The organism is Vibrio antiquarius (assembly GCF_000024825.1).
Lineage (GTDB): Bacteria > Pseudomonadota > Gammaproteobacteria > Enterobacterales > Vibrionaceae > Vibrio > Vibrio diabolicus.
This window is the reverse complement of sequence record NC_013456.1, coordinates 756,011-778,809: the sequence shown is the minus strand read 5'-3', so window position 1 is coordinate 778,809 and position 22,799 is coordinate 756,011. Positions and strand designations below refer to the sequence as shown.

The following is a 22,799-nucleotide window of genomic DNA, read 5'->3' as shown; positions in this document are numbered from 1 at the left end:
TCTCCGGTGAAGTTCATAAAGCGTTTATTATTTTTAACATTGATTTGCATAATTCTTGGAGTCACCACAATATTTGGCTTCTATCAGTACGTGAAGCCTGAATTGCCAGATGTTGCAACTCTAAAAGACGTTGAATTACAAACACCTATGCAGGTGTTTAGTCAAGACGGGAAGCTGATCGCACAGTTCGGTGAAAAGCGTCGTATTCCTGTTACTTATGATGAAATTCCTCAAGACTTAATTCATGCGCTAATCGCCACCGAAGATAGCCGTTTTTACGAACACCCAGGTATCGATCCTATCGGCATCACTCGTGCAGCCGTTGTAGTTGCGATCTCAGGTTCAGCCAAGCAGGGCGCAAGTACCATTACGCAACAGCTAGCGCGTAACTTCTTCTTATCTAATGAGAAGAAGATCATGCGTAAGATTAAAGAGATTTTCATTGCTATCCACATTGAGCAGCTTCTGAGTAAGCAAGAAATCATGGAACTTTATGTCAATAAAATCTTCCTTGGTTACCGCTCATATGGTTTTGGTGCGGCCGCTCAAGTTTACTTTGGTAAGAGCCTTAATGAATTGACGTTAAGCGAACTTGCGACACTCGCAGGGATGCCAAAAGCGCCATCAACGATGAACCCAATTTACTCTCTTGAGCGTGCGACAAAACGCCGTAACGTCGTGTTAATGCGAATGCTTGATGAAAAATACATCACGCAAGAACAGTATGACGAAGCACGCAACGAACCTATCGTGGCGCGTTACCACAGTGCTGAAATTGAACTTTCCGCTCCTTATGTGGCAGAACTAGCTCGTGCATGGGCCGTAAAAGAGTACGGTGAAGAAGAAGCCTACACCTCTGGCTTGAATATCTACATGACAGTGGACTCTAAACTGCAAGATGCCGCGAATACATCCGTGGTAAATAATCTGCTGTCATACGATGAACGTCACGGCTACCGCGGTGCGGAGAAAGTGCTTTGGAAAGAAGGTGAAACCGCTTGGAACAGCGAGCAAATAGAAAAGCACCTTAAGAAGCAACCAACTTATGGTGACCTTTACCCTGCCGTCGTGACAAAAGTCGATGATAAAACTGCGCAAGTTTGGGTTAAAAACCATGAAGAGCAGAGCATTCCTTGGACTGGAATGCATTGGGCACGTAAATACATCACCGAAAACCGCCAAGGCTCAACGCCAAAATCAGCGCATGATGTTCTAGCGACGGGTCAACAAGTTTGGGTTCGCGAAGTGAGCGAACCCAATAAAGATGACAACACGACACAAAGCTGGAAACTGAGCCAAGTGCCAACAGCGAACACCGCGTTTGTCGCGATGAACCCGGAAAATGGTGCGATATTGTCGTTAGTGGGTGGTTTTAACTTTGTTCATAGTAAATTTAACCGTGCCACTATGTCAGTGCGTCAGGTTGGCTCAAGTATCAAACCATTCATCTACTCAGCCGCAATTGACAAGGGACTTACCCTGGCCACTCTGATCAACGATGCGCCAATTAACAAATGGGACGCAGGTTCGGGTTCGGCTTGGCGACCTAAAAACTCACCACCAACCTATGGCGGTCCAACTCGCCTTCGCCTCGGCTTAGCTCAGTCAAAGAACGTGATGGCAGTGCGTACGCTGCGTGAAGTAGGCCTTGATGAAACACGTCAGTACCTTACTCGTTTTGGTTTTGATATTAACCAAGTACCACGTTCAGAGACCATCGCGCTCGGTGCTGGTAGCTTAACACCAATGAAAGTGGCACAAGGCTACTCTGTATTTGCGAACGGAGGTTATTACGTCGAACCGTTCTACGTAGAACGCGTGGAAGATGCATTCGGTGAAGTGCTGTTTAAAGCGAACCCAAAAAGCGTTTGTCATAAGGATTGCCCACAAATGGGCGATGAGCCAGACAATCGCTATGCCGATGAGTTTGGCGAACAAGACGTCGCGATTGATGGTTTGGCAACAGACAACGCACTGGAAAATGATGAACCTCAATATGCTCCACAAGTTATCTCTGAGCAAAACGCATTCTTGATGCGCGAGATGATGTACAGCAACATTTGGGGTGGTGGTAACTGGCGTGAAGGTACGGGGTGGAACGGTACTGGCTGGCGTGCACAAAAACTGGGGCGTCGTGATATCGGTGGTAAAACGGGTACAACGAATGACTCCAAAGATGCTTGGTACAACGGCTATGGTCCTGGTGTTGTTGCCATTGCTTGGGTTGGTTTTGATGATCACTCACGCGCCCTTGGTCGCACAACGGTTAATAGCAACCTAGGCAAAGGCCAAATTTCCGGTGCCGAATCGGGTGCGAAAACCGCAGAACCCGCTTGGATTGACTTTATGCGCGTTGCACTAGAAGAAACACCTGAGCAAGGTAAAAATATTCCAGATAACATCATTCGTGTTCGTATTGATCGCAACACTGGCATGCTAACGCACAAAGTAGACAGCACATCGATGTTCGAATACTTTGAAAAAGGCACTGAGCCTACCGAATACGCAGGAGACCGTTTGGAAGACAGTATTTATTCTTCCGGCTCTGGCGCAGAAGAGCTGTTCTAAATCACTAAAGCAAAAGGGAGAGCATTCGCTCTCCCTTTTTTATGTCGGCTTTTACGCCGCGGCGTTCAATGAAGGATAAGAAGCCAATACTTCTTTAATCTTCGCCGCCAAAGCTTCAAACCTTGCACGCAGTGGTGAGCCCGGGCGATATACAAGGACTATATTGCGCGAAGGCGTAGGGTTAACGGCTGGTACATAGCACACGCCATCTTTTTGCTTCTCATTGGGGATAGAAAGCTGAGGCAATAACGTAATCCCAGCACCAGCAGCGACCATATTCCGCAGTGTCTCCAAACTGGTTGCCTTAAAGCGTTCATCGTCTTTCGCTCCGGCAGCAAAACAGAAACCTAACGCTTGATCACGAAGACAGTGACCGTCTCCTAGCGCTAAAACGGTTTTACCATTCAACTCCAACATATCAACATGGTCGAGAGAGGCCCACTCATGATCACATGGCACCGCAACGCTTAACGGCTCGTTATACACTTCGATTTCTTTAAAAGGTGCCGTTTCATCAACCGAAGCCAAGACCAAGCAGTCCAATTTACCTTCTTCTAATTGACGCACCAACTGATGTGTTTGAGCTTCGTGCAGGAACAGCTCCAGTTCAGGAAATGCTTCTTTTATCTGCGGCAGAATTTTGGGTAGTAGATACGGACCTACCGTCGGGATGAAACCGATATGCATAGGCCCAGTCATTGCTCCGCTCTGACCACTCGCCATATCTTTAAAAGTTTTCACTTCACTTAAGATACGCTTAGCTTGCTCCACCAACTGCAACCCTGAATCGGTAAACAAAACGCGACGGCTGCTTCGCTCTAAAAGCGTGGTACCGAGTTCATCCTCTAGCTTACGAATTTGTCCACTCAATGTTGGTTGGCTAACAAAACATGCTTCTGCCGCTTTGCGAAAGTGCTTATGTTCCGCAAGTGCAACTAAGTACTCAAAATCTCGAATATTCATAACTCACAATTCGCTTCTTTTAACAATAGCTAGTACCTATCAAAACCATAACACCAAACGATTAGAGCTATCAAAGGATTTTTACAATAATGGGCTCAACAGAACGAAACAGAGCAAAGAAAAACGCTAAGCTCTATACGCATAATTTAAAATAGTTAAAGGAAATCATTATGTTTGTATCTAAAGAAGGTCAACAAGTCCCTCAAGTTACTTTTCCAGTTCGTCAAGGTGACTCTTGGATGAATGTAACGACTGATGAGCTATTTAAAGGTAAGACCGTTATCGTATTTAGCTTACCGGGTGCATTTACTCCAACCTGTTCATCAAGCCATCTACCTCGTTACAACGAATTGTTCCCTGTATTTAAAGAGCACGGAGTGGATGAGATTATTTGTGTCTCAGTCAATGATACGTTCGTGATGAATGCATGGAAACAAGACCAAGAAGCAGAAAACATTACCTTCATCCCGGATGGTAATGGTGAATTCACCGATGGCATGGGTATGTTAGTGGATAAAAACGACATCGGCTTTGGCAAACGTTCATGGCGTTACAGCATGCTAGTAAAAGATGGCGTAGTGGAAAAAATGTTCATTGAGCCAAACGAACCAGGCGACCCATTCAAAGTGTCAGACGCAGACACCATGCTGAACTACATTGCGCCAGACTACAAAACGCAAGAGTCCATCACGGTATTCACTAAGCCAGGCTGCCCTTTCTGTATGAAAGCGAAACAAAACCTGATTGACCACGGTCTTCAATATGAAGAAGTGATTCTGGGTAAAGACGCAACGACAGTTAGTCTACGAGCTATATCTGGTCGCACGACTGTTCCACAAGTCTTTATCGGTGGCAAGCACATCGGCGGTAGCGAAGAGCTAGAAGCGTATCTAGGCTAAGCTGTCCATAGCCTACACCCTCGGTCTCCGGTGCCTTTGGCTCGGAGGCCAACCCTAACTCACTTCCTCTACTAGTCTAGATAAGTAGTCGTCTACCGATAAGGTGACTCCTTATACAGATTCAACGACCCAATTCACTCTCCAAGCTCAATGTAGCTAGCTTGGCTTAAAAACAAAAAGCGAGAGTTCACGATGAAACAAGTTAATGTCGACGTAGCGATTATTGGTGGTGGTACTGCTGGTCTTGGCGCTTATCGAGCAGCAAAAGCTCATACTAATAGCGTAGTAATGATTGAAGGCGGCCCTTACGGAACAACCTGTGCTCGCGTCGGTTGCATGCCCTCTAAGCTGTTGATTGCGGCCGCAGAAAGTGCCCACCAAATCGAAAAAGCGCCTGGATTTGGGATCCATCCGCAAGGTGAAATACGCATTAACGGACAAGAAGTCATGGATCGTGTAAAACGCGAACGTGATCGTTTTGTTGGCTTTGTGCTTGAAAGCGTCGATGATATTCCCGCAGAAGACAAACTATCGGGCTACGCGAAGTTTGCCGATGACCATACGCTTATCATAGATGGCCATACTCAGGTCACCGCAAAACGGATTGTGATCGCGACGGGCTCTCGTCCTGCCTATCCAGCAGCTTGGAATGAGTTGGGAAACCGTCTCGTAATTAATGATGATGTCTTTGATTGGGATGATTTGCCTAAGTCCGTTGCGGTATTTGGCCCTGGAGTGATCGGTCTTGAACTCGGTCAAGCATTGCACCGCCTAGGGGTGAAAGTGAAGCTCTTTGGTCTTGGTGGTCAAGTTGGTCCACTGACAGATCCAGAGGTGATGGCTTACGCAGATAAAACTTTTAAAGAAGAGTTCTATCTTGATGCCGATGTAAAAGTAGAAAGCATGAAGCGCATACCATCATCGAATGCAGCAGGCGCAGACAAAGTTGAAATCAAATTCATTAACCACGACGGTGAATTAGAAACCTTTATTGTTGATTACGTTTTAGCAGCCACTGGACGACGTCCAAACGTAGATAAGCTAGCGATCGAGAGCACCAATGTGGCATTAGATGAACGCGGTGTACCAACCGCAGATCACTACACATTGCAAACCTCCGTAGAGAGTATTTTTATTGCGGGTGATGCAAGTAACCAAGTTCCATTGCTGCACGAAGCCGCTGACCAAGGCCGCATTGCTGGTGACAATGCTGGTCGTTTCCCGGATATTCGTGCAGGTCTGCGTCGTTCGCCAATTTCAGCTGTATTCTCCGATCCGCAAATAGCTATGGTCGGTGAAACTTTCAAACAACTGGAAACTCGCTTAGGAAGCTGTGGTTGTTTTGTTACTGGTGAAGTCTCGTTTGAGAATCAAGGACGTTCGCGTGTCATGCTACGAAACAAAGGGATGTTACATGTCTATGGCGAGCAAGGTACTGGACGCTTTTTAGGTGCAGAGATGATGGGGCCGAACGCAGAACACCTCGCGCATCTTTTGTCTTGGGCACACCAAAATAGAATGACGGTTTCTGAGATGCTAGATATGCCCTTCTATCATCCAGTGATCGAAGAGGGTGTCCGCACCGCTCTACGTGATTTGAATGCAAAACTACACTTAGGGCCAGAAATGGTGAAACATTGCCTTGACTGTGGGCCTGGTTGCTAACTCTTTCATGCTCAATCGAGCCAGTCTTTACATACCAAGCAAAACAGAAAGCCTCGTGATTAACGAGGCTTTCTGCTGACTACTTTGAGGCGATTACATAAGTACTACACAGCCATCATTGCGTAACGACTTACCATGATGATCGCGACTACACCGATCGTAAAAAAACCACCAGCGATACTCAGTGCAAATTTCAATTCTGTCGACATGATTATTTTTCCTATTAAAGACTGACAGCGCACCATACATCAATCACGTGCCACATAAGCTCTACAAAGCTAACTTTCCATTTTTGGTTGTGTTCCTGCGCTCTAAGCCGCGACAAAAAACGATTTCTCTCTTTGTGTTGGGTATATAATCTGAAGCAACACTGATGCCTTGGAAAACACTATGACTTGTCGCCGTTGCGAGGAACATTGGTTTTGGAAAAAGCTTGGGCGTTGCCAACGATGCTTGGATCAGTTAACGGTGCTTTCGGTACTGTGCTGGATTGTGTGGTGGTTTGCGTTCAAAGATGATCCACAAAGCATCGAGTCGATCGCTTTGATCTTTGCTGGTTTCGCTTTCAATATTTTATTGTTTTTGCACTTATGGATGCGTTTTGTCATCTTGCCGTGGCAACGTCGGCGAGGACGAAAAGAGACGGATAAAAAAGAGTAAAGTGGCAGATAGAAAAAAGCCCCAAAACCAATATCAGTTCTGGGGCTCTCTTAGATTCTTCTAAGAAAAAGCAGTGGTACTTTAATAGACCGAGCTTCCTCTCAAAGGTTCCAAATTTTTTCGATTTTTTTAGCAAATACTGATGTAAGTAAATCAGAAAATAACTATGTCATTGAATGCTAATAAAATCACTCCGAAATTTCAGCTCATGCCACATGCGATTTTTGGATCACTTGCTCCATTAAATTGATCTCTAGCGCCACTTCATCACACGCGTGCTGACGTGGACACTGATCGCAATCTTTCAAGACTTTTTCTGGCAACAGCGACTTCGATGTTGGTAAGAAGCTCTGCTTCATAAAGAACTCTGGCGTTCGAGTGAGGACAAAGACCTTCTTTATCGCCATTTGACGTGCTTTCTCAACCAAGTGATTTACGATTGCACTACCCTGCCCTTGACCTTGCCAGCCTGCTTCGATACCAAGAGAGCGTATTTCAGCCAACCCTGAGTCATACACATATAGAGAAGCGCAACCTGTCACTTCACCATGATGCTCTGCCACCGCGAAGGAGCCAATATCTCTCACGAGCTCATTACGAGAGCGGGGTAGATTCTCACCGAGGTTCGCCCAATAAGCCACCATGCCCTCTAGTGTTTCAATGTCCGTCAAACGTGCAGGACGCACTTTCACTGCCGAGCTGTCACGCTGGCTCAGACGTTTATCCGCTTGCTCTACCGCATAAGCGACTTGGTGAGGCGAAACGCCACCCAGCGCACAACGTTTTTCCAAACAAGACTCTATTGTCAGAATGTCATACACATCATCTTCAATCACCTCAGAGAAGGTTTTTAGCTCTTGCAGAGACAATTCTTCCAGCGCACAGCCTTTATCAATTGCCCCTACCACCGCTACGCCCACAATATGGTGCGCCTCACGGAATGGGATGCCTTTCGCCACTAAGTAATCAGCTAACTCAGTCGCGTTCGCATACCCTTGCTTCGCAGCTTCAAGCGTACGCTCACCATTTACTTTAATGCCATCAAAACACAGCGCTGCCATTTCCATGCAATCATTCCATGTGTCTAACGCATCAAACAACCCTTCTTTATCTTCTTGCATGTCTTTGTTGTACGCCAATGGTAGGGCTTTCACTGTCATCATCATGCTCGATAATGCGCCATAGACACGCCCTGTCTTACCACGGATCAACTCAAGTGCATCCGGATTTTTCTTCTGTGGCATTAATGACGAACCAGACGTCACCGTATCCGCTAACTCAATAAAGTTAGACTCCCCTGAGTTGTAGAAGATCATATCTTCTGCAAGACGAGAAAGGTGCAACATAGAAATCGAGGCCACCGACATCAGTTCCATCACATGATCACGATCCGAAACCGAATCGAGTGAATTACGCGTAGCGCGGTGGAAACCAAGGTTATGAGCTAACTGTTCACGATCAATCGGATAAGCCGTGCCAGCTAAAGCACCCGAGCCAAGTGGACAAGTGTCGAGACGCTGTAAGGCATCATTCAGACGAGAGTAGTCACGCTCGAACATTTCAACATAAGCCAAACACCAGTGAGCAAAGGTGACAGGTTGAGCGCGCTGAAGATGAGTATAGCCAGGCAATACAGTGCCTTGGTGCTGCTTAGCAACATGAACCATTTGTGCTTGCAGACGATCTAAAGCAATCAACAGTTGCTGGCCTTGCTGACGACACCAAAGTTTTAGGTCTGTCGCTACTTGGTCATTACGAGAACGCCCAGTGTGGAGCTTTTTACCTAAATCTCCCACTTTACTAATCAGCTGCTGTTCAACCCAAGAGTGGATATCTTCTGCATCTGAACGAAGAATTTGATGAGGATCTTCCATCACTTCTAACTTCAGCTCGTTTAAAGCAAGTTCCAGCTTTTGCTGTTCTTCTGCCGATAGAACATCTACAGAAAGCAGAGCTTTAGACCATGCGATTGAACCTACGATGTCTTGCTCAGCCAATCGGTAGTCAAAACGCAACGAATCGTTAAACTCTTTAAATCTAGTGTCTGCCGCTTGGGTAAATCTTCCGCCCCATAATGCCATTGCGTTTCTCCTGATGACTATTGCTTACTCTAACGTTCTCGAATGAGTAGTGACCAATTTGATGGCCATTTGCTCACTTTTTCTTATGGGTCAACGTTACGGCAATTTCGACAAAAAATAAAGTATAAATTCAATATTTTTACATATATATTCAAACAGAATGTATTTGCATCTTTGTGCTCATAGACGTAAGCCAACAAAAAAGACCTGCTATCCAATAGCAGGTCTTTACTCAATCCGAGATGTGGAGAGATTATTTCTTCTGGCTGTTCAACGCACGGATACGGCTTGATAGCGAGTAAAGACGGATGAAACCACCCGCATGGCTTTGGTCGTAAACCTCATCTTCACCAAAAGTCGCGAACTCTTCTGAGTACAAGCTGTTGTCAGAACGTTTTTGCGTTACCGTGGCTTGGCCTTTGTAGAGCTTAACAACCACTTCGCCATTCACGTCTTGCGCTAGCTCTTCTGAAGCGGCAAGGATCGACTTACATAGTGGCGTAAACCAACGGCCATCGTACACAAGGTGAGACGCTTTTAGACCCAGCTCTTCACGGAATTCGAATGATGATTTATCTAGCACGAGCTGTTCAACGGCACGTAGCGCTTCCATCATGATGGTGCCTCCCGGTGTTTCGTAGCAGCCACGAGATTTCATTCCTACTAGACGGTTTTCAACGATATCGATACGACCAACACCGTGCTTCGAACCTTTTTCGTTTAGATAAACCAACGCGTTGTATGGTGTCATCGCTTCACCATCAACTTCGACCACCTCACCTTTTTCTACTTTCAGCGTGACGTATTCCGCTTCGTTTGGTGCTTGCTCTGGGTCTACAGTCCATACCCAGCAATCTTCGTTTGGTGCGTTCCACGTATCTTCTAGGACGCCACCTTCAGTGGAAATGTGCCATGCATTTGCATCACGTGAGTAGATCTTAGTAAGAGACGCTGAACAAGGAATGTTACGCTCAGCTAGGTAATCTAAACATTCTTCACGGCTCACTAGGTCCCATTCACGCCAAGGTGCAATCACTTGTAGATCTGGTGCTAGTGCTGCGAATGCGCCTTCGAAACGAACTTGGTCATTACCTTTACCTGTACAGCCGTGACACAATGCGTCCGCGCCCACTTTACGTGCGACTTCAACCTGTGCTTTAGCAATAATTGGACGCGCCATTGATGTACCCAGCAGGTACTTACCTTCGTAGTACGCGCCGGTTTTTAGCGTTGGGTAAATGTAATCCGCCACCATCTCTTCTTTCAGATCAGCGATGTAACACTCAGAAGCACCTGAAGCTTTTGCTTTCTCTTCAATACCTTCTAGCTCTTCTGCGCCTTGACCAACATCGGCAACGAAAGCAACGACTTCACAATCGTAGTTCTCTTTTAGCCACGGGATAATTACTGAGGTATCTAGACCGCCTGAGTATGCGACTACCACTTTATTTACGTTCACTTTGCTCATCTTTCTTCTCCAAACTTAACTGGCGCTGCGCTCGGCGGTCAGTGCCAACTACTACTTACTAATATTGAATTCTTTTGCTGATGCTTATTGAGGCAAAAATTGCGTTCCAATACTTTCACCAGCGAATAGCTGTACTAATTTTTCTGGATAACGCCAGGTCGCGACTTCGATAGGACGACCAAGATCATTGGCCGCCTCCAAAGCAGCTTTAACTTTGACGATCATGCCGTCTGTGATCACCTGCCCTTTGATCAATGCATCGGCTTCTTGCTCAGATAGCGTTTTGATCAAATGCCCTTTGCCATCGAGTACGCCACTCACATCTGACAACAGGACTAATTCAGCATCGAGAGCACCTGCCACCGCGACTGCGGCTTGGTCAGCATTCACATTCATCATCTGGCCATCTGTGGTTAAGCCAATTGAACTGATGATCGGCAATGCACCTGTGTTTAGTACCTCTTGTAATAGCGTTGAATCACCCGGTGATGCTTTACCTACCGCGCCGAGTTCTGGGTCAAGTTCTTCAACAAGACACAAACCACCATCCGCAAGGCTAAGACCCACAGCGTTAAGACCGTCCGCAATCGCTTGACCTTGAAGCAACTTGTTTGCGGTACCTGCAAGCGCACCTGCAATCACCGGAATTTGATCGTAAGGCGTTACGCGTAAACCGTTTTTCTTTACGGTTTCAAGCTGAAGCTTTGCCATCAACTCATCAACTAGGTAGCCACCGCCATGAACGATAGCGATTTGTCGCTGTGCCGATTTTTGGTAAGCCGCAATGGCACCAAACAGTTGGCTTAAGGTTTGAGTGCAAGATAGAGCAGCACCGCCTAGCTTAATGACTAAAGGAGCTTGATTGGTTTGCGTCATCGCATTTCCCTCTTTCAACGACTACAGCAACGCTGTCAGTTCTGGGTAACCATAATGAATATTGAGACATTGCATCGCTTGACTTGATGCACCTTTGAGTAGGTTGTCGATGGCTGAAATCACAATGATATGTTCGCCTTGTACCTTCCAGCCGATATCGCAGAAAGGGGTATTTTCGACATCCTGAATACGTGGAATACCATCGCCTTTTAAACGCACGGCTGGCTTTCCTAGATAAGCTTGTTCAAATGCTTGAGCGACTTGTTGCTCTGTAACGCCTGATGCTAGCTTCATGGTGATCGTGGCAAGAATGCCGCGTTTAAAGTTGCCTAGGTGCGGAGTAAAAATCACATCGCAACCTAAGTGCTGAGCAATTTCTGGTTGGTGACGATGAGTAAATACACCATAAGGTTGCAAGCTCACTTCACAGAAACTGTTCACCATAGAAGCTTTACGCCCAGCTCCGGACACACCGCTGGTCGCGTTAATGACAGGCCATTGATTGGTATCCACTAATGCATTTTCGAGTAGAGGTTTGATGGCTAACTGCGAAGCAGTCGGGTAGCAACCTGCTACAGCAACTAAGGGAGCAGTTTTAATTGATTCCTGGTTCCACTCTGCTAAGCCGTATGCAGCTTTATCTAGCCAGTTATTATGTTGATGCTCGAAGCCATAAAAGGTGTTGTAAAAACCTTCACTTTGGACGCGGAATGCCCCCGATAAATCGAATACCTGACAGCCTGCCTCCAAGAAAGTTGGGGCTAGATCGTGGCTCACCTCATGAGCCGTTGCTAAAAACACCACATCCGATTCTTGAGCGATTTGCAGTGGATCCGTTAGTGGCGAGACCGGCATATCAATGATGCCTGCTAACTTACCGTGCAGCTGCGCAATATTCTTTCCTGCATCAACACTGTTGGCGGAAACGTATAAACCTGATAGCGTGAGTTGTGGGTGTTTATTAACCATTAACGCTAACTCTGCGCCGGTGTAACCGCTGGCTCCAATAATCGTGGTTTTTAGCATTGTGTGACATCCATATACTTAAAGGCTCAAATGACTATTCATATTTAATTTTTGCTTTATTTTGATTTTTTATTCATTAAATATGATTTAATATGTGTTTTACATTTTTGTGGTCTGTCTGTCAACAGGAGATTTGAAGAATCCATGCAATTACCAACTTTTCTAGAGGTCTATGAAGGACTCATCAGCACCTCTTCTATCAGCTCCACGGATCCGAGCTGGGATCAGGGCAATGCAAAAGTCATCGAAAAACTCGCATCTTGGTTTAAAGATCTGGGTTTTAGCGTTGAAGTGATCGAAGTCGAGCCAGGCAAGCACAATATGATCGCACGTATGGGAGAGGGTGAAGGCGGCCTTTTACTTGCTGGCCATAGTGATACCGTGCCATTCGATCAAGGGCGCTGGAATTTTGATCCACATAAGCTGACTGAAAAAGACAACCGCTTTTACGGTTTAGGCACGGCAGACATGAAGGGCTTTTTTGCCTTTATTTACGAAGCCGTCAAAAAAGTCGACTGGAGTAAGCAAACCAAGCCGCTATACGTATTAGCCACTTGTGACGAAGAAACCACCATGTTGGGTGCACGACATTTCACCGTAAACGCCCCTTTTAAGCCGGATTACTGCATTATTGGTGAGCCCACCAGCCTCGTTCCTATTCGCGGCCACAAAGGTCATGTGGCGAATGCAATTCGGGTCACGGGTAAGTCAGGCCATTCATCCGATCCTGCCTTAGGCGTTAACGCGATTGAGATCATGCATGAAGTGATGTTTGCCATGATGCAACTGCGCGATAAATTGGTGAAAGAATACCACCATCCGGGTTTTGCCATTCCAAGCCCTACCCTAAACCTTGGACACATTCACGGTGGTGACAGCGCTAACCGTATTTGTGGTTGCTGTGAGCTGCACTATGATGTTCGCCCACTACCAGGGATCAGCCTGGATGGCCTAGAAAATATGCTGCGCGGAGCATTAAAAGAAGTCGAAGCAAAGTGGCCTGGACGCTTGGAGATAATTCCCTTACATGAACCAATTCCGGGTTACGAATGCCAACATGACCACCCATTTATCGGTGGTGTTGAAGAGATCTGCCAAACCAGTTCAGAAACCGTGAACTACTGTACTGAGGCGCCCTTCTTACAACAGCTCTGTCCAACCTTAGTTCTTGGCCCGGGTTCAATTGACCAAGCGCACCAACCGGATGAGTTTCTCTCATTTGATTTTATCGATCCCACAATTGATGTGCTTTCAAAGGCAATGGTCAAGTATTGCTGTTAATACACGAATAAACTCAAAAGTCAGTGCAGCTCGATTGAGCTGCATCTTTTTATCTTCACAATTTAGCGCTAGCCTTAACACTTCTTTAACTTGTTATTTTGTAATTAATTTTCACTTCTTATTCTACAGCTGCCGTAAATTTGCTCTAAATCAGGAGACAGCGGAATAATTGCAAACTTAGTCTGCTTTATTTGACTATAACTGGTGCTTTTCGCTAGATTGGAGTCTTAACAAGGACAATGGATGTAGTTTTTTTACGAGGCAGGACGACAATGAACGAGAAATACGCCGCACTCAAAAGTAATGTGCGCATGTTAGGCCACTTATTGGGTAACACCATTCGCGATGCCCATGGCGAAGAAATCTTCGAGAAAGTGGAAACCATTCGTAAATTATCCAAATCAGCTCAAGCAGGAAATCAAGCAGACAGGGACAGCTTGATCGAAGAAATCAAACATTTACCTGATGAGCAACTAACGCCCGTTACCCGTGCGTTTAACCAATTTCTAAATCTCACCAATATTGCTGAGCAATACCACACGATTTCACGCCACTGTGAAGAACACATCTGTGAACCAGACGCGATTAACTCGCTGTTTTCTAAACTGGTACAAAACGATGTGAGCAAACTGGACACTGCGCAAGCGGTTCGTGATCTGAATATTGAATTGGTATTGACGGCTCACCCAACGGAAATCACGCGTCGCACCATGATCAACAAATTGGTCAAGATCAATGAGTGCTTATCAAAGTTGGAACTGAGTGATCTTTCTTCTAAAGAGCGCAAGAAAACCGAGCGTCGCTTAGAGCAACTTATCGCACAAAGCTGGCATTCTGACGTGATTCGTCAACAACGCCCTACTCCATTGGATGAAGCGAAATGGGGTTTTGCCGTAGTAGAAAACTCACTGTGGGAAGCAGTGCCAGACTTCTTACGTGAAATGCACGATCGCTTGAAATCTTACTTGGGTGAAGGTTTACCAATTGATGCTCGCCCTGTGCACTTCTCTTCTTGGATGGGGGGTGACCGCGACGGTAACCCGTTCGTCACTCATAGCGTGACGCGTGAAGTATTGCTTCTGTCTCGTTGGAAAGCTGCAGATCTTTATCTCAATGACATCAACGAGTTGATCAGTGAACTGTCTATGACGGTTTCAAACGACCAAGTTCGTGAGCTTGCTGGCGAAGATCAGCACGAACCATATCGTGCGATCCTGAAACAACTTCGCACCCTATTGAACGAAACCAAAGATATTCTCGATGCTAAAATCCATGGTCAAAAACTGGCCGTTAAAGCTCCGTTGCAAAAAGTCGAGCAACTTTGGGAACCTCTGTATGCCTGTTACCAGTCGCTAAATGAATGTGGCATGGGTGTGATCGCAAATGGCTCTCTACTGGATACATTGCGCCGCGTAAAAGCATTTGGTATTCATCTTGTTCGCCTTGATATCCGCCAAGAGAGCACGCGTCATTCAGACGTATTGTCTGAATTAACCCGCTACTTAGGCATTGGTGATTACGAACAATGGAGCGAGCAAGATAAGATTGCTTTCCTAACCAACGAACTCGCATCTAAACGTCCTCTTCTGCCTCGTGATTGGGAACCATCAGAACCTGTCAAAGAGGTTTTGGACACCTGTAAGATTATTGCAGCACAACCGCGTGAAGCATTCGGTGCCTACGTTATTTCTATGGCACGCACTGCATCAGATGTGTTAGCAGTCCACCTACTTCTGCAAGAAGCAGGCTGCCCATATCGTATGGATGTTTGCCCGTTATTCGAGACGCTAGACGACTTGAACAATGCAGAATCGGTCATCAAACAGCTGATGGGTATCGACCTATACCGTGGCTTTATCCAAAACCACCAAATGGTCATGATTGGTTACTCTGACTCAGCGAAAGATGCGGGTGTCATGTCTGCAGGCTGGGCTCAGTACCATGCGATGGAATCGTTAGTAAAAGTGGCGGAAGAAGAAGGTGTTGAACTGACTCTATTCCACGGTCGTGGCGGTACAGTAGGCCGCGGTGGCGCGCCAGCACACGCTGCACTTCTGTCTCAACCACCAAAAAGCTTGAAAGGTGGTTTGCGCGTAACAGAACAGGGCGAGATGATCCGCTTTAAACTGGGCCTTCCAGATGTCGCCGTAAACAGTTTTAACCTTTACGCGAGCGCGATTCTAGAAGCCAACCTATTGCCACCACCAGAGCCAAAACAAGAATGGCGCGACTTAATGGAAGTGCTATCAGAAGTTAGCTGCGAGTCTTATCGCAACGTAGTTCGCGGTGAGCCTGACTTTGTGCCTTACTTCCGTCAAGCGACACCAGAGCTCGAGCTCGGTAAGTTGCCACTTGGCTCTCGTCCTGCAAAACGTAATCCGAAGGGCGGAGTGGAAAGCTTACGTGCAATCCCGTGGATCTTCTCGTGGAGCCAAAATCGTTTGGTACTTCCAGCATGGTTAGGTGCGGGTGAAGCGATTCAATACTCGATCGATAAAGGTCACCAAGCGCTGCTCGAAGAGATGTGTCGTGAATGGCCGTTCTTCTCGACTCGCCTTGGCATGTTAGAAATGGTGTACTCGAAGTGTAATATCGATATTTCTCGCTATTACGATGAGCGATTGGTGGATGAATCACTCCGTCCACTCGGTGAAAAGCTTCGCGCTCAGCTTCAAGAAGATATCAAAGCAGTACTGAATGTAGAGAACAACGAAAACTTGATGCAGCATGACCCTTGGGGACTCGAATCGATTCGCTTGCGCAACATCTACGTTGAGCCATTGAACATGCTACAAGCCGAGTTGCTATACCGTACACGCCAAACCGAAGAAGCATCTGCAAACCTAGAAGAAGCGCTAATGGTGACAATTGCTGGTATTGCAGCTGGCATGCGCAACACAGGCTAATCGCTTCATTTGTAATAAAAAAGCTGAGCAAGTGCTCAGCTTTTTTTTGGCGCTGGATAATTGCACAACCAAAAGGCAGTTTAATAAACTATAAAAAACCCAAAAATTACCACACAAAAAGAATAAAAAACCACAAGTTAACACTATTGATTATTATGTTAGTTTTTTAGGGTAATTTTGTCCTACTATTCCACTTCATGCTTATTATTTATATACTACTTGCCTGCTGAGAGCTCATAAATCCAATCATACCTGCTCCAGCCATGATGGGACTCCCCATCTCTCTAGGTGATAAACGGCTTTAAGGTGACAGGACCAACATTGTTGGTGCTACTTATACATTAAAAAACTCAAGTGCCAGAAAGAGCACAGCTGAAAGTATAAGTAGCTTGTTTACAAGTTTATTGACCATTTGGATTGAAGACATGTCATTACCACACGTAATCTTAACTGTTCTTAGCACTCGCGACGCAACCGGTTACGATATCACTAAAGAATTCTCTGCTAGCATCGGTTACTTCTGGAAAGCAAGCCACCAACAAGTGTACCGTGAACTCAATAAAATGGCCGAGAAAGAGCTGGTTACTTGCGTATTAGAACCCCAAGAAGGCAAACCAGACCGTAAGGTTTACTCCATCACAGATGCTGGTCGCAGCGCTTTAGGAGAATGGTTTGATCAACCAACTGCACACCCGACTGTTCGTGATGAATTTTCAGCGAAATTGATGGCATGTGCCGTTCAACCATCAACACCTTTCCGTGATCAACTCGCCGAACTGGTTGAAGAGTCTCGCAAACTGGTTTCTCACTACAAAGAAATTGAAGCGGCTTACTACGCAACGCCGTCAACTTTAGACAAACAAGCTCGCCTAGAGCGTTTAACGCTTCGTCGTAACCTACTGTTACGTGAAACGTGGATCACTTGGGCTGAAGAAGTCCTAACAGAACTTGAAGTGATTGGTTAATTTCCTTTTACTTTGATACAACGAAAAAGGCTTGCCACTCGGCAAGCCTTTTGTCTTTTTGAAACCCGGTCGATTTATGCACCTACTGCAACGCGAGGACGAACGCCTAGCGTATGACATAAAGCGTAAGTCATCTCTGCACGGTTTAGGGTGTAGAAGTGGAAATCCTTAACGCCTTCACGACTAAGTACGCGCACCATATCAATAGCTTGGCTAGCTCCTACAAGCTGACGAGTCACCGGATCATCATCCAAGCCTTCGAACTGTTTACTCATCCAGCCTGGTACTTTCACATTGTTCTGCGCAGCAAAGCGAGAGGCTTGCTTAAAGTTCGACACTGGCAAAATACCAGGAACAATTTCCACATCAATTCCTGCCGCCACACAGCGATCGCGGAAACGAAGGTAAGACTCAACATCAAAAAAGAACTGAGTAATTGCACGGTTTGCACCTGCATCTACCTTACGTTTTAGGTTCAATAAGTCAGACTGCGCACTTTTAGCTTCAGGGTGAACCTCAGGAAATGCGGCTACTGAGATATCAAAATCGTGACGTGATTTCAGCAGCTCAACCAGATCCGAGGCATACATGTCAGGCGCACCGCCACCAGGAGGAATATCACCACGCAGAGCAACGATATTTTCAATACCATTATTCCAGTAATCATCGGCAATATTAATCAACTCTTCGCGAGTCGCATCAATACAAGTGAGGTGAGGAGCAGCAACCAATCCTGTTGTTGCTTTGATTTCTTTAATGATGGAGTGCGTTCTGTCACGCTCGCCAGAGTTCGCGCCGTAAGTCACAGAAACAAATTTAGGTTGGAGCGTTTTAAGACGGTGCACTGAATTCCAGAGTGTCTCTTCCATCTTAGCGCTGCTTGGTGGAAAAAACTCAAATGATACATTGATGTTGTCTGACAACTCAGCAATATTCTGGTTCAAGGCGTCAATATGGCCTGCGTGCGTGTATCCCATCTTACTCTCCCTGTGGCACTCCGCCACGAAAACAAATTCCTTAAATCGACGTTTAGACGTCTATATGTCTACAGAATGTATTGAATACGATTTAATGTCAACCTTGTAATTATGAATTTTTCTCAAGTTAATAATGAGGATAGTTCAAGTTATTACTTGAACGTTATTTAACCACTTATCACAAGCCGATACTTCAGTATGGCACTGAAGGCAAAATAAAAAACCCTGGTCGGGTTCCAGGGTTTTAGGTATCTCGCAACTTTAGAATAAACCGGCTAATCGGTTGAGGTCGGATTGAATCGCGCCGGCTGTCACTTCTCTTCCTGCGCCAGGCCCTCGAATAACGAGTGGGTTATCTTTGTACCACTTACTTTCAATGGCAAAAATGTTGTCGCACGGCAGTAGGTTGGCGAGCGCATGTTCACGAGATAACGCTTCTACTCCCACCGTCGCTTTACCATTTTTTTCTAAACGAGCAACGTAGCGAAGCACTTGGTCGTTTCTCTGTGCTTTTGTCAGGCGCTCTTGCAGTATTTCACTCAACAGCCCTCCGTTATCGAAGAAGTCATCGATGCTAAGTTCTCTTAATTCTTCTGGTACCAGAGATTCAACCTTAACGCTGCCCGGCTCAATATCGAGACCAGACTCTCGAGCTAAGATAACCAGCTTACGCATCACATCTGAACCATCTAAATCAGAACGAGGATCAGGCTCTGTTAAACCTTGCTGCCAAGCGAGGTCGACTAAATCATTAAATGGTACTGAGCCGTCAAATTGTTGGAATAACCATGATAACGTCCCTGAGAAAATACCCGATAGAGCAACGATCTCATCACCACTTTCACGTAGATCTCGCACGGTATGGTTTATCGGTAACCCCGCACCAACCGTCGCATTGTACAGCCAATAACGACCAATTTTAGCGAATGCATCTTGAACCTGATGGTAATACTGGCTATCAGCCGAACCCGCCACTTTGTTAGCGGAAATCAAATGAATGCCCTGCTGCGCAATTTCTACATAGCGCTGAGCTAAGTCTTTGCTCGCTGTCACATCAAGCACTACGGCTTCATCGTAATTTTTTAGCGCTCCTAAGTGAGTCAACCAAGACCCATCGTTTGCTAGGCTTTCATCATCAAATCGTTCAGCAACACTTGCTGCATCAATACCTTGCTCATCGAACCAGTAGGTTTGACTATCCACGACCGCTACAAGGTCAAAGCTCATTCCATGACGTTTTTCGAGTTCACCTTTTTGAGTTGCAAATAAATTTAACCAGCTAGAACCAATGTTGCCCTTGCCACATAAAGCCACCGCCACGCGCTTTTGCGCTTGGAACAACTGGCTATGAATCGTTTGAACCAACACTTCGGTATCAGTACGACGCAAAACGGCGACTAAACTCAGCCCCGACTCAGTTTCAGAAATAAATTCAACCGGAGAGTGTTTTAACTTCTGATAAAAACCAAAACAATGGTTGGCGTTTTTCGTAACGCCAGCGCCTACCGCCGCCAAGAGAGAGTAGCCTTCTTTGAGCTTAATCTCCGCTTCAACCGCAAGCTCTTGTAAGTGTTTCAGTGCGCCACCGGCAATTTCTGCGGTATACGCCAAGCGCAACGTGTGTTGATCGGGCTGTGCCTCAAATGCCAATGGCTCCAATTGCGCTCGCTGCAACGCTTGTAATACATCATTCTGTGTTTTTTCGAAGTCGTGCCCATGCATGAAAGACAGCTGCACCAATAAAACATCATCCAGCGAGGTAATAATTTTAGCGCCACGGCCAGACGCTAAGACACGCTCAATACGAGTAGAGCCCGATTCCGGCAGATAGCTACACTTGAGGTTGAGATCCATAGTACTTTGCGCCACAGGCTGAAGTGTACGACTGTGTAGGACTGGGGCGGCTAAACGGGCGAGTTCGCTGGCTTCATCCAATCGAAGTAACGGTAACAGACACGCGTCTGCCACCAACCGCGGATCGGCACTATAGACACCGGCAACGTCACTCCAAATGGTGACCGTGCTCACTTCAGCCAGAGCACCAATGACAGTTGCAGAATAGTCAGAGCCATTGCGACCAAGTAAAATGGTTTCGCCCGTCTCGTTCTGAGCCATAAAGCCAGTAATTACCACACGTTTATGATTGTGTTGCGCGAGAACTTCTTTTATCAAAGGATATGAACGAGCGCGATCAACTTCAGGTTGAGTCCCGGCTTCCGCACGTAAAAACGCTCGTGCATCTTGTGCGACAGCGGGGATAGAACGTTGAGATAATAACGCGGCCAATAGGCGAGCAGACCAAACTTCTCCATGTCCTAGTACCGCGGCTTTTTGCGCGCCAGTGAGTGGTGCTGTCAGCTCAGATAAGGTACTGAACTCATCATGCAGTAACGCTAATAGCTCTTCTTGTACTTCATTTTCCAACAAATTTTCTATTAGCTCCGTTTGGAACTGCCTTAGGCTTTGAAGTGCTTCATGTGCGATTCGGCCATCTTTCTCTAACCCTTCCAGGAACTCAATCAAGCGGTTAGTAGTTTTTCCTGCCGCCGAAACGACCACGAGATCATTTTCCGTCGAATACTCCTTAAGAATATCCACAACGCGTAAATAGCATTCTGGGTTTGCTAAGCTACTGCCACCAAACTTATGCAGCTGACGTTGTAAAGTCATTATTCTCGTCTCCTATTGTTGGGCAGCTTTAGCGAATGCTTGCTCTAAATCCGTGATGAGATCTTGTGCATCTTCCAAGCCGACAGACAAACGCAATAGTTGATGTGACACCCCCGCTTCTGCCAGTGCTTCCTCTCCCATAGCGCGATGCGTCATGGATGCCGGATGACAAATCAAGCTTTCTACTCCACCTAATGACTCAGCCAATGAAAACAGTTGGAGCTCTTTAACGAACACTTTTAACTGCTCAAACGAACCGGCAAACTCAAAGCTCAGCATAGAGCCAAAACCAGTTTGCTGCTTTTTAGCGATGTCATGACCTGGGTGCTCCGGCAGGCTTGGATGATAAATGGTTTTAACTAACGCTTGCTTCTGGAGATAAGCCAGTACCTGCTGTGAACTCTCTTCATGCACTCGCATGCGAGCACCAAGTGTACGAATACCTCGCAGTGTCATGTAACTATCGAAAGGTGTGCCCGTTGCGCCAATACAATTGCCCCACCATGCAAGCTCTTCTGCATGCGCTTCTGTTTTGGTGATGATCACGCCACCAATCACGTCTGAATGACCGTTGATATACTTCGTTGTGGAGTGAATGACGAAATCTGCGCCCAAGTCTAAAGGCTTTTGGTACACGGGTGTCAAAAAGGTATTGTCCACCGCGACCAATGCCCCAACTCGCTTCGCTTTTTCACAAGTCTCAGAAATATCCACCACGCGAACCAGAGGGTTTGATGGGGTTTCTAACAAGATGAGTTTTGGTTTTTGTGCTAATGCTGCATCCAAAGCTTGCTCGTCTGATTGATCGACAAACTGAACATTAAAATCACCTTTGTTGGCTCGGGTATTAAAAAGACGATAGGTGCCGCCATAACAATCGTGAGGAGCAATAATAAGATCATCAGGGCCAAGAAAAGCGGACACCCATAAATTTAATGCAGACGTACCGCAGTTCGTGACAACCGCTCCTTTTCCAGACTCGAGTTCAGATAACGCACTTTCCAACAGTCCGCGGTTTGGATTTCCAGATCGCGTGTAATCATACTTAGGTACTTCACCAAAAGCAGGAAAACCATAGTTAGTGGAAAGATAAATAGGTGGAACGACAGCGTGATATTGGCTGTCTGATTCAATACCAGTGCGTACTGCAATGGTCGCAGGTTTGCGAGAGCTCATGGGTGTATCCTTTCACGGGTAATGACTTCTAAATAGGAATGCGCTATATCTAATGAGTAAAATAAAGTGATCAACACGCTTCCTTTGCTGTTCTGTTCACTTTACTCGTCAAAAAATGAGACGTCAACACTTCTAGACGTCTATATGTCTTTGCTTATGGCGGTAAATGCAGCTAAAATCAGCACCTAAATTATTTTTAACCGATTACATAAATGAAGGTGTGCAATGGCTGACTGGAATGGCGAATACATTAGCCCATATGCAGAGCACGGCAAAAAAAGCGAACAAGTAAAAAAAATTACCGTCTCTATCCCGCTAAAAGTTTTAAAAGTGCTAACTGATGAGCGTACTCGCCGTCAGATCAATAACTTACGCCATGCAACCAATAGTGAATTACTATGCGAAGCATTTTTGCACGCGTACACAGGTCAGCCACTTCCAACAGATGAAGACCTTCGTAAAGACCGTCCAGATGATATTCCAACAGAAGTAAAAGCACTGATGACGGAAATGGGCATCGAATTTGAGTCGTTTGACGAAGAGTAAAAAAGCGAGGCTTGAGGCTTCAGATAGCAATTCTTATCTCGAGACAAAAGAATGACATAAAAAATGGGACGC

16 protein-coding genes are annotated in these 22,799 nt (G+C 46.0%); 8 read left to right on the top strand and 8 right to left on the bottom strand.

Translation table 11 applies throughout. The features are described 5' to 3' along the window. The first annotated feature begins 6 nt into the window (after positions 1 to 6). A complete protein-coding gene (locus VEA_RS03720) occupies positions 7 to 2,568 on the top strand; it encodes a penicillin-binding protein 1A (protein WP_006742776.1) in 2,562 nt (853 codons plus the stop codon). Positions 2,569 to 2,619: 51 nt separating this feature from the next. On the opposite strand, the gene oxyR is transcribed toward VEA_RS03720, so the two are convergent. After that, positions 2,620 to 3,531, bottom strand: coding sequence for a DNA-binding transcriptional regulator OxyR (gene oxyR, locus VEA_RS03715; RefSeq protein ID WP_005395720.1), 912 nt, complete (start codon positions 3,529 to 3,531; stop codon positions 2,620 to 2,622). A gap of 170 nt (positions 3,532 to 3,701) precedes the next feature. Here oxyR and VEA_RS03710 point away from each other — a divergent pair, with 170 nt between their 5' ends. From VEA_RS03710 to VEA_RS03700, 3 genes are all read left to right on the top strand, one after another. After that, positions 3,702 to 4,430, top strand: a complete 729-nt coding sequence (locus VEA_RS03710) for a redoxin family protein (protein ID WP_005395721.1) — start codon at positions 3,702 to 3,704, stop codon at positions 4,428 to 4,430. A gap of 192 nt (positions 4,431 to 4,622) precedes the next feature. Beyond that, positions 4,623 to 6,095, top strand: a complete 1,473-nt coding sequence (locus tag VEA_RS03705) for a dihydrolipoyl dehydrogenase (RefSeq protein WP_006742775.1) — start codon at positions 4,623 to 4,625, stop codon at positions 6,093 to 6,095. 390 nt (positions 6,096 to 6,485) lie between these two features. Continuing rightward, positions 6,486 to 6,755, top strand: a complete 270-nt coding sequence (locus VEA_RS03700; RefSeq protein ID WP_012841349.1) for a DUF3624 domain-containing protein — start codon at positions 6,486 to 6,488, stop codon at positions 6,753 to 6,755. Positions 6,756 to 6,961: 206 nt separating this feature from the next. On the opposite strand, the gene argH is transcribed toward VEA_RS03700, so the two are convergent. From argH to argC, 4 genes are all read right to left on the bottom strand, one after another. Next, positions 6,962 to 8,836, bottom strand: coding sequence for an argininosuccinate lyase (gene argH, locus VEA_RS03695; protein ID WP_006742774.1), 1,875 nt, complete (start codon positions 8,834 to 8,836; stop codon positions 6,962 to 6,964). A gap of 253 nt (positions 8,837 to 9,089) precedes the next feature. Beyond that, on the bottom strand, positions 9,090 to 10,304 hold the full coding sequence (locus tag VEA_RS03690) for an argininosuccinate synthase (RefSeq protein WP_006742773.1): 1,215 nt from the start codon (positions 10,302 to 10,304) through the stop codon (positions 9,090 to 9,092). A gap of 84 nt (positions 10,305 to 10,388) precedes the next feature. After that, positions 10,389 to 11,180, bottom strand: a complete 792-nt coding sequence (argB, locus tag VEA_RS03685; protein ID WP_012841348.1) for an acetylglutamate kinase — start codon at positions 11,178 to 11,180, stop codon at positions 10,389 to 10,391. A gap of 21 nt (positions 11,181 to 11,201) precedes the next feature. Further along, entirely contained in the window at positions 11,202 to 12,206 is a 1,005-nt protein-coding gene (gene argC, locus VEA_RS03680; RefSeq protein ID WP_006742772.1) for an N-acetyl-gamma-glutamyl-phosphate reductase, read from the bottom strand. A 144-nt stretch (positions 12,207 to 12,350) separates the two neighbouring features. On the opposite strand from argC, the gene argE reads away from it, so the two are divergent. The 3 genes from argE (at position 12,351) to VEA_RS03665 (ending at position 17,358) form a co-directional block, all read left to right on the top strand. Further along, positions 12,351 to 13,487, top strand: a complete 1,137-nt coding sequence (gene argE / locus VEA_RS03675) for an acetylornithine deacetylase (RefSeq protein ID WP_012841347.1) — start codon at positions 12,351 to 12,353, stop codon at positions 13,485 to 13,487. A gap of 272 nt (positions 13,488 to 13,759) precedes the next feature. Further along, positions 13,760 to 16,393 carry a phosphoenolpyruvate carboxylase gene (gene ppc, locus VEA_RS03670; RefSeq protein WP_012841346.1) on the top strand — a complete coding sequence of 878 codons (2,634 nt, stop codon included), beginning with the start codon at positions 13,760 to 13,762 and terminating at the stop codon, positions 16,391 to 16,393. 425 nt (positions 16,394 to 16,818) lie between these two features. Then, positions 16,819 to 17,358, top strand: a complete 540-nt coding sequence (locus tag VEA_RS03665; protein WP_005395734.1) for a PadR family transcriptional regulator — start codon at positions 16,819 to 16,821, stop codon at positions 17,356 to 17,358. A gap of 74 nt (positions 17,359 to 17,432) precedes the next feature. On the opposite strand, the gene metF is transcribed toward VEA_RS03665, so the two are convergent. From metF to VEA_RS03650, 3 genes are all read right to left on the bottom strand, one after another. Further along, positions 17,433 to 18,335: a methylenetetrahydrofolate reductase gene (gene metF, locus VEA_RS03660; RefSeq protein ID WP_012841345.1), complete on the bottom strand. Its 903-nt coding sequence runs from the start codon at positions 18,333 to 18,335 to the stop codon at positions 17,433 to 17,435. Between the two features lie 261 nt (positions 18,336 to 18,596). Further along, positions 18,597 to 21,005, bottom strand: coding sequence for a bifunctional aspartate kinase/homoserine dehydrogenase II (locus VEA_RS03655; RefSeq protein WP_006742768.1), 2,409 nt, complete (start codon positions 21,003 to 21,005; stop codon positions 18,597 to 18,599). A 12-nt stretch (positions 21,006 to 21,017) separates the two neighbouring features. Further along, complete coding sequence (locus VEA_RS03650) at positions 21,018 to 22,181, bottom strand: O-succinylhomoserine (thiol)-lyase (protein WP_006742767.1); 1,164 nt, start codon at positions 22,179 to 22,181, stop codon at positions 21,018 to 21,020. A gap of 225 nt (positions 22,182 to 22,406) precedes the next feature. On the opposite strand from VEA_RS03650, the gene metJ reads away from it, so the two are divergent. Beyond that, the gene (metJ, locus tag VEA_RS03645) at positions 22,407 to 22,727 is read left to right on the top strand and encodes a met regulon transcriptional regulator MetJ (RefSeq protein ID WP_005381353.1); all 321 of its coding nucleotides are present in this window, start codon (positions 22,407 to 22,409) and stop codon (positions 22,725 to 22,727) included. The last annotated feature ends 72 nt before the right edge of the window (positions 22,728 to 22,799 follow it).

Coding starts and splice junctions, on each gene's coding strand:
- VEA_RS03700 (WP_012841349.1), top strand. CDS start 6,486: ATGACTTGTCGCCGTTGCGAGGAACATTGGTTTTGGAAAAAGCTTGGG.
- metF (WP_012841345.1), bottom strand. CDS start 18,335: ATGGGATACACGCACGCAGGCCATATTGACGCCTTGAACCAGAATATT.
- argE (WP_012841347.1), top strand. CDS start 12,351: ATGCAATTACCAACTTTTCTAGAGGTCTATGAAGGACTCATCAGCACC.
- VEA_RS03705 (WP_006742775.1), top strand. CDS start 4,623: ATGAAACAAGTTAATGTCGACGTAGCGATTATTGGTGGTGGTACTGCT.
- argB (WP_012841348.1), bottom strand. CDS start 11,180: ATGACGCAAACCAATCAAGCTCCTTTAGTCATTAAGCTAGGCGGTGCT.
- VEA_RS03655 (WP_006742768.1), bottom strand. CDS start 21,005: ATGACTTTACAACGTCAGCTGCATAAGTTTGGTGGCAGTAGCTTAGCA.
- VEA_RS03650 (WP_006742767.1), bottom strand. CDS start 22,181: ATGAGCTCTCGCAAACCTGCGACCATTGCAGTACGCACTGGTATTGAA.
- metJ (WP_005381353.1), top strand. CDS start 22,407: ATGGCTGACTGGAATGGCGAATACATTAGCCCATATGCAGAGCACGGC.
- argC (WP_006742772.1), bottom strand. CDS start 12,206: ATGCTAAAAACCACGATTATTGGAGCCAGCGGTTACACCGGCGCAGAG.
- argH (WP_006742774.1), bottom strand. CDS start 8,836: ATGGCATTATGGGGCGGAAGATTTACCCAAGCGGCAGACACTAGATTT.
- ppc (WP_012841346.1), top strand. CDS start 13,760: ATGAACGAGAAATACGCCGCACTCAAAAGTAATGTGCGCATGTTAGGC.
- VEA_RS03710 (WP_005395721.1), top strand. CDS start 3,702: ATGTTTGTATCTAAAGAAGGTCAACAAGTCCCTCAAGTTACTTTTCCA.
- VEA_RS03690 (WP_006742773.1), bottom strand. CDS start 10,304: ATGAGCAAAGTGAACGTAAATAAAGTGGTAGTCGCATACTCAGGCGGT.
- oxyR (WP_005395720.1), bottom strand. CDS start 3,531: ATGAATATTCGAGATTTTGAGTACTTAGTTGCACTTGCGGAACATAAG.
- VEA_RS03665 (WP_005395734.1), top strand. CDS start 16,819: ATGTCATTACCACACGTAATCTTAACTGTTCTTAGCACTCGCGACGCA.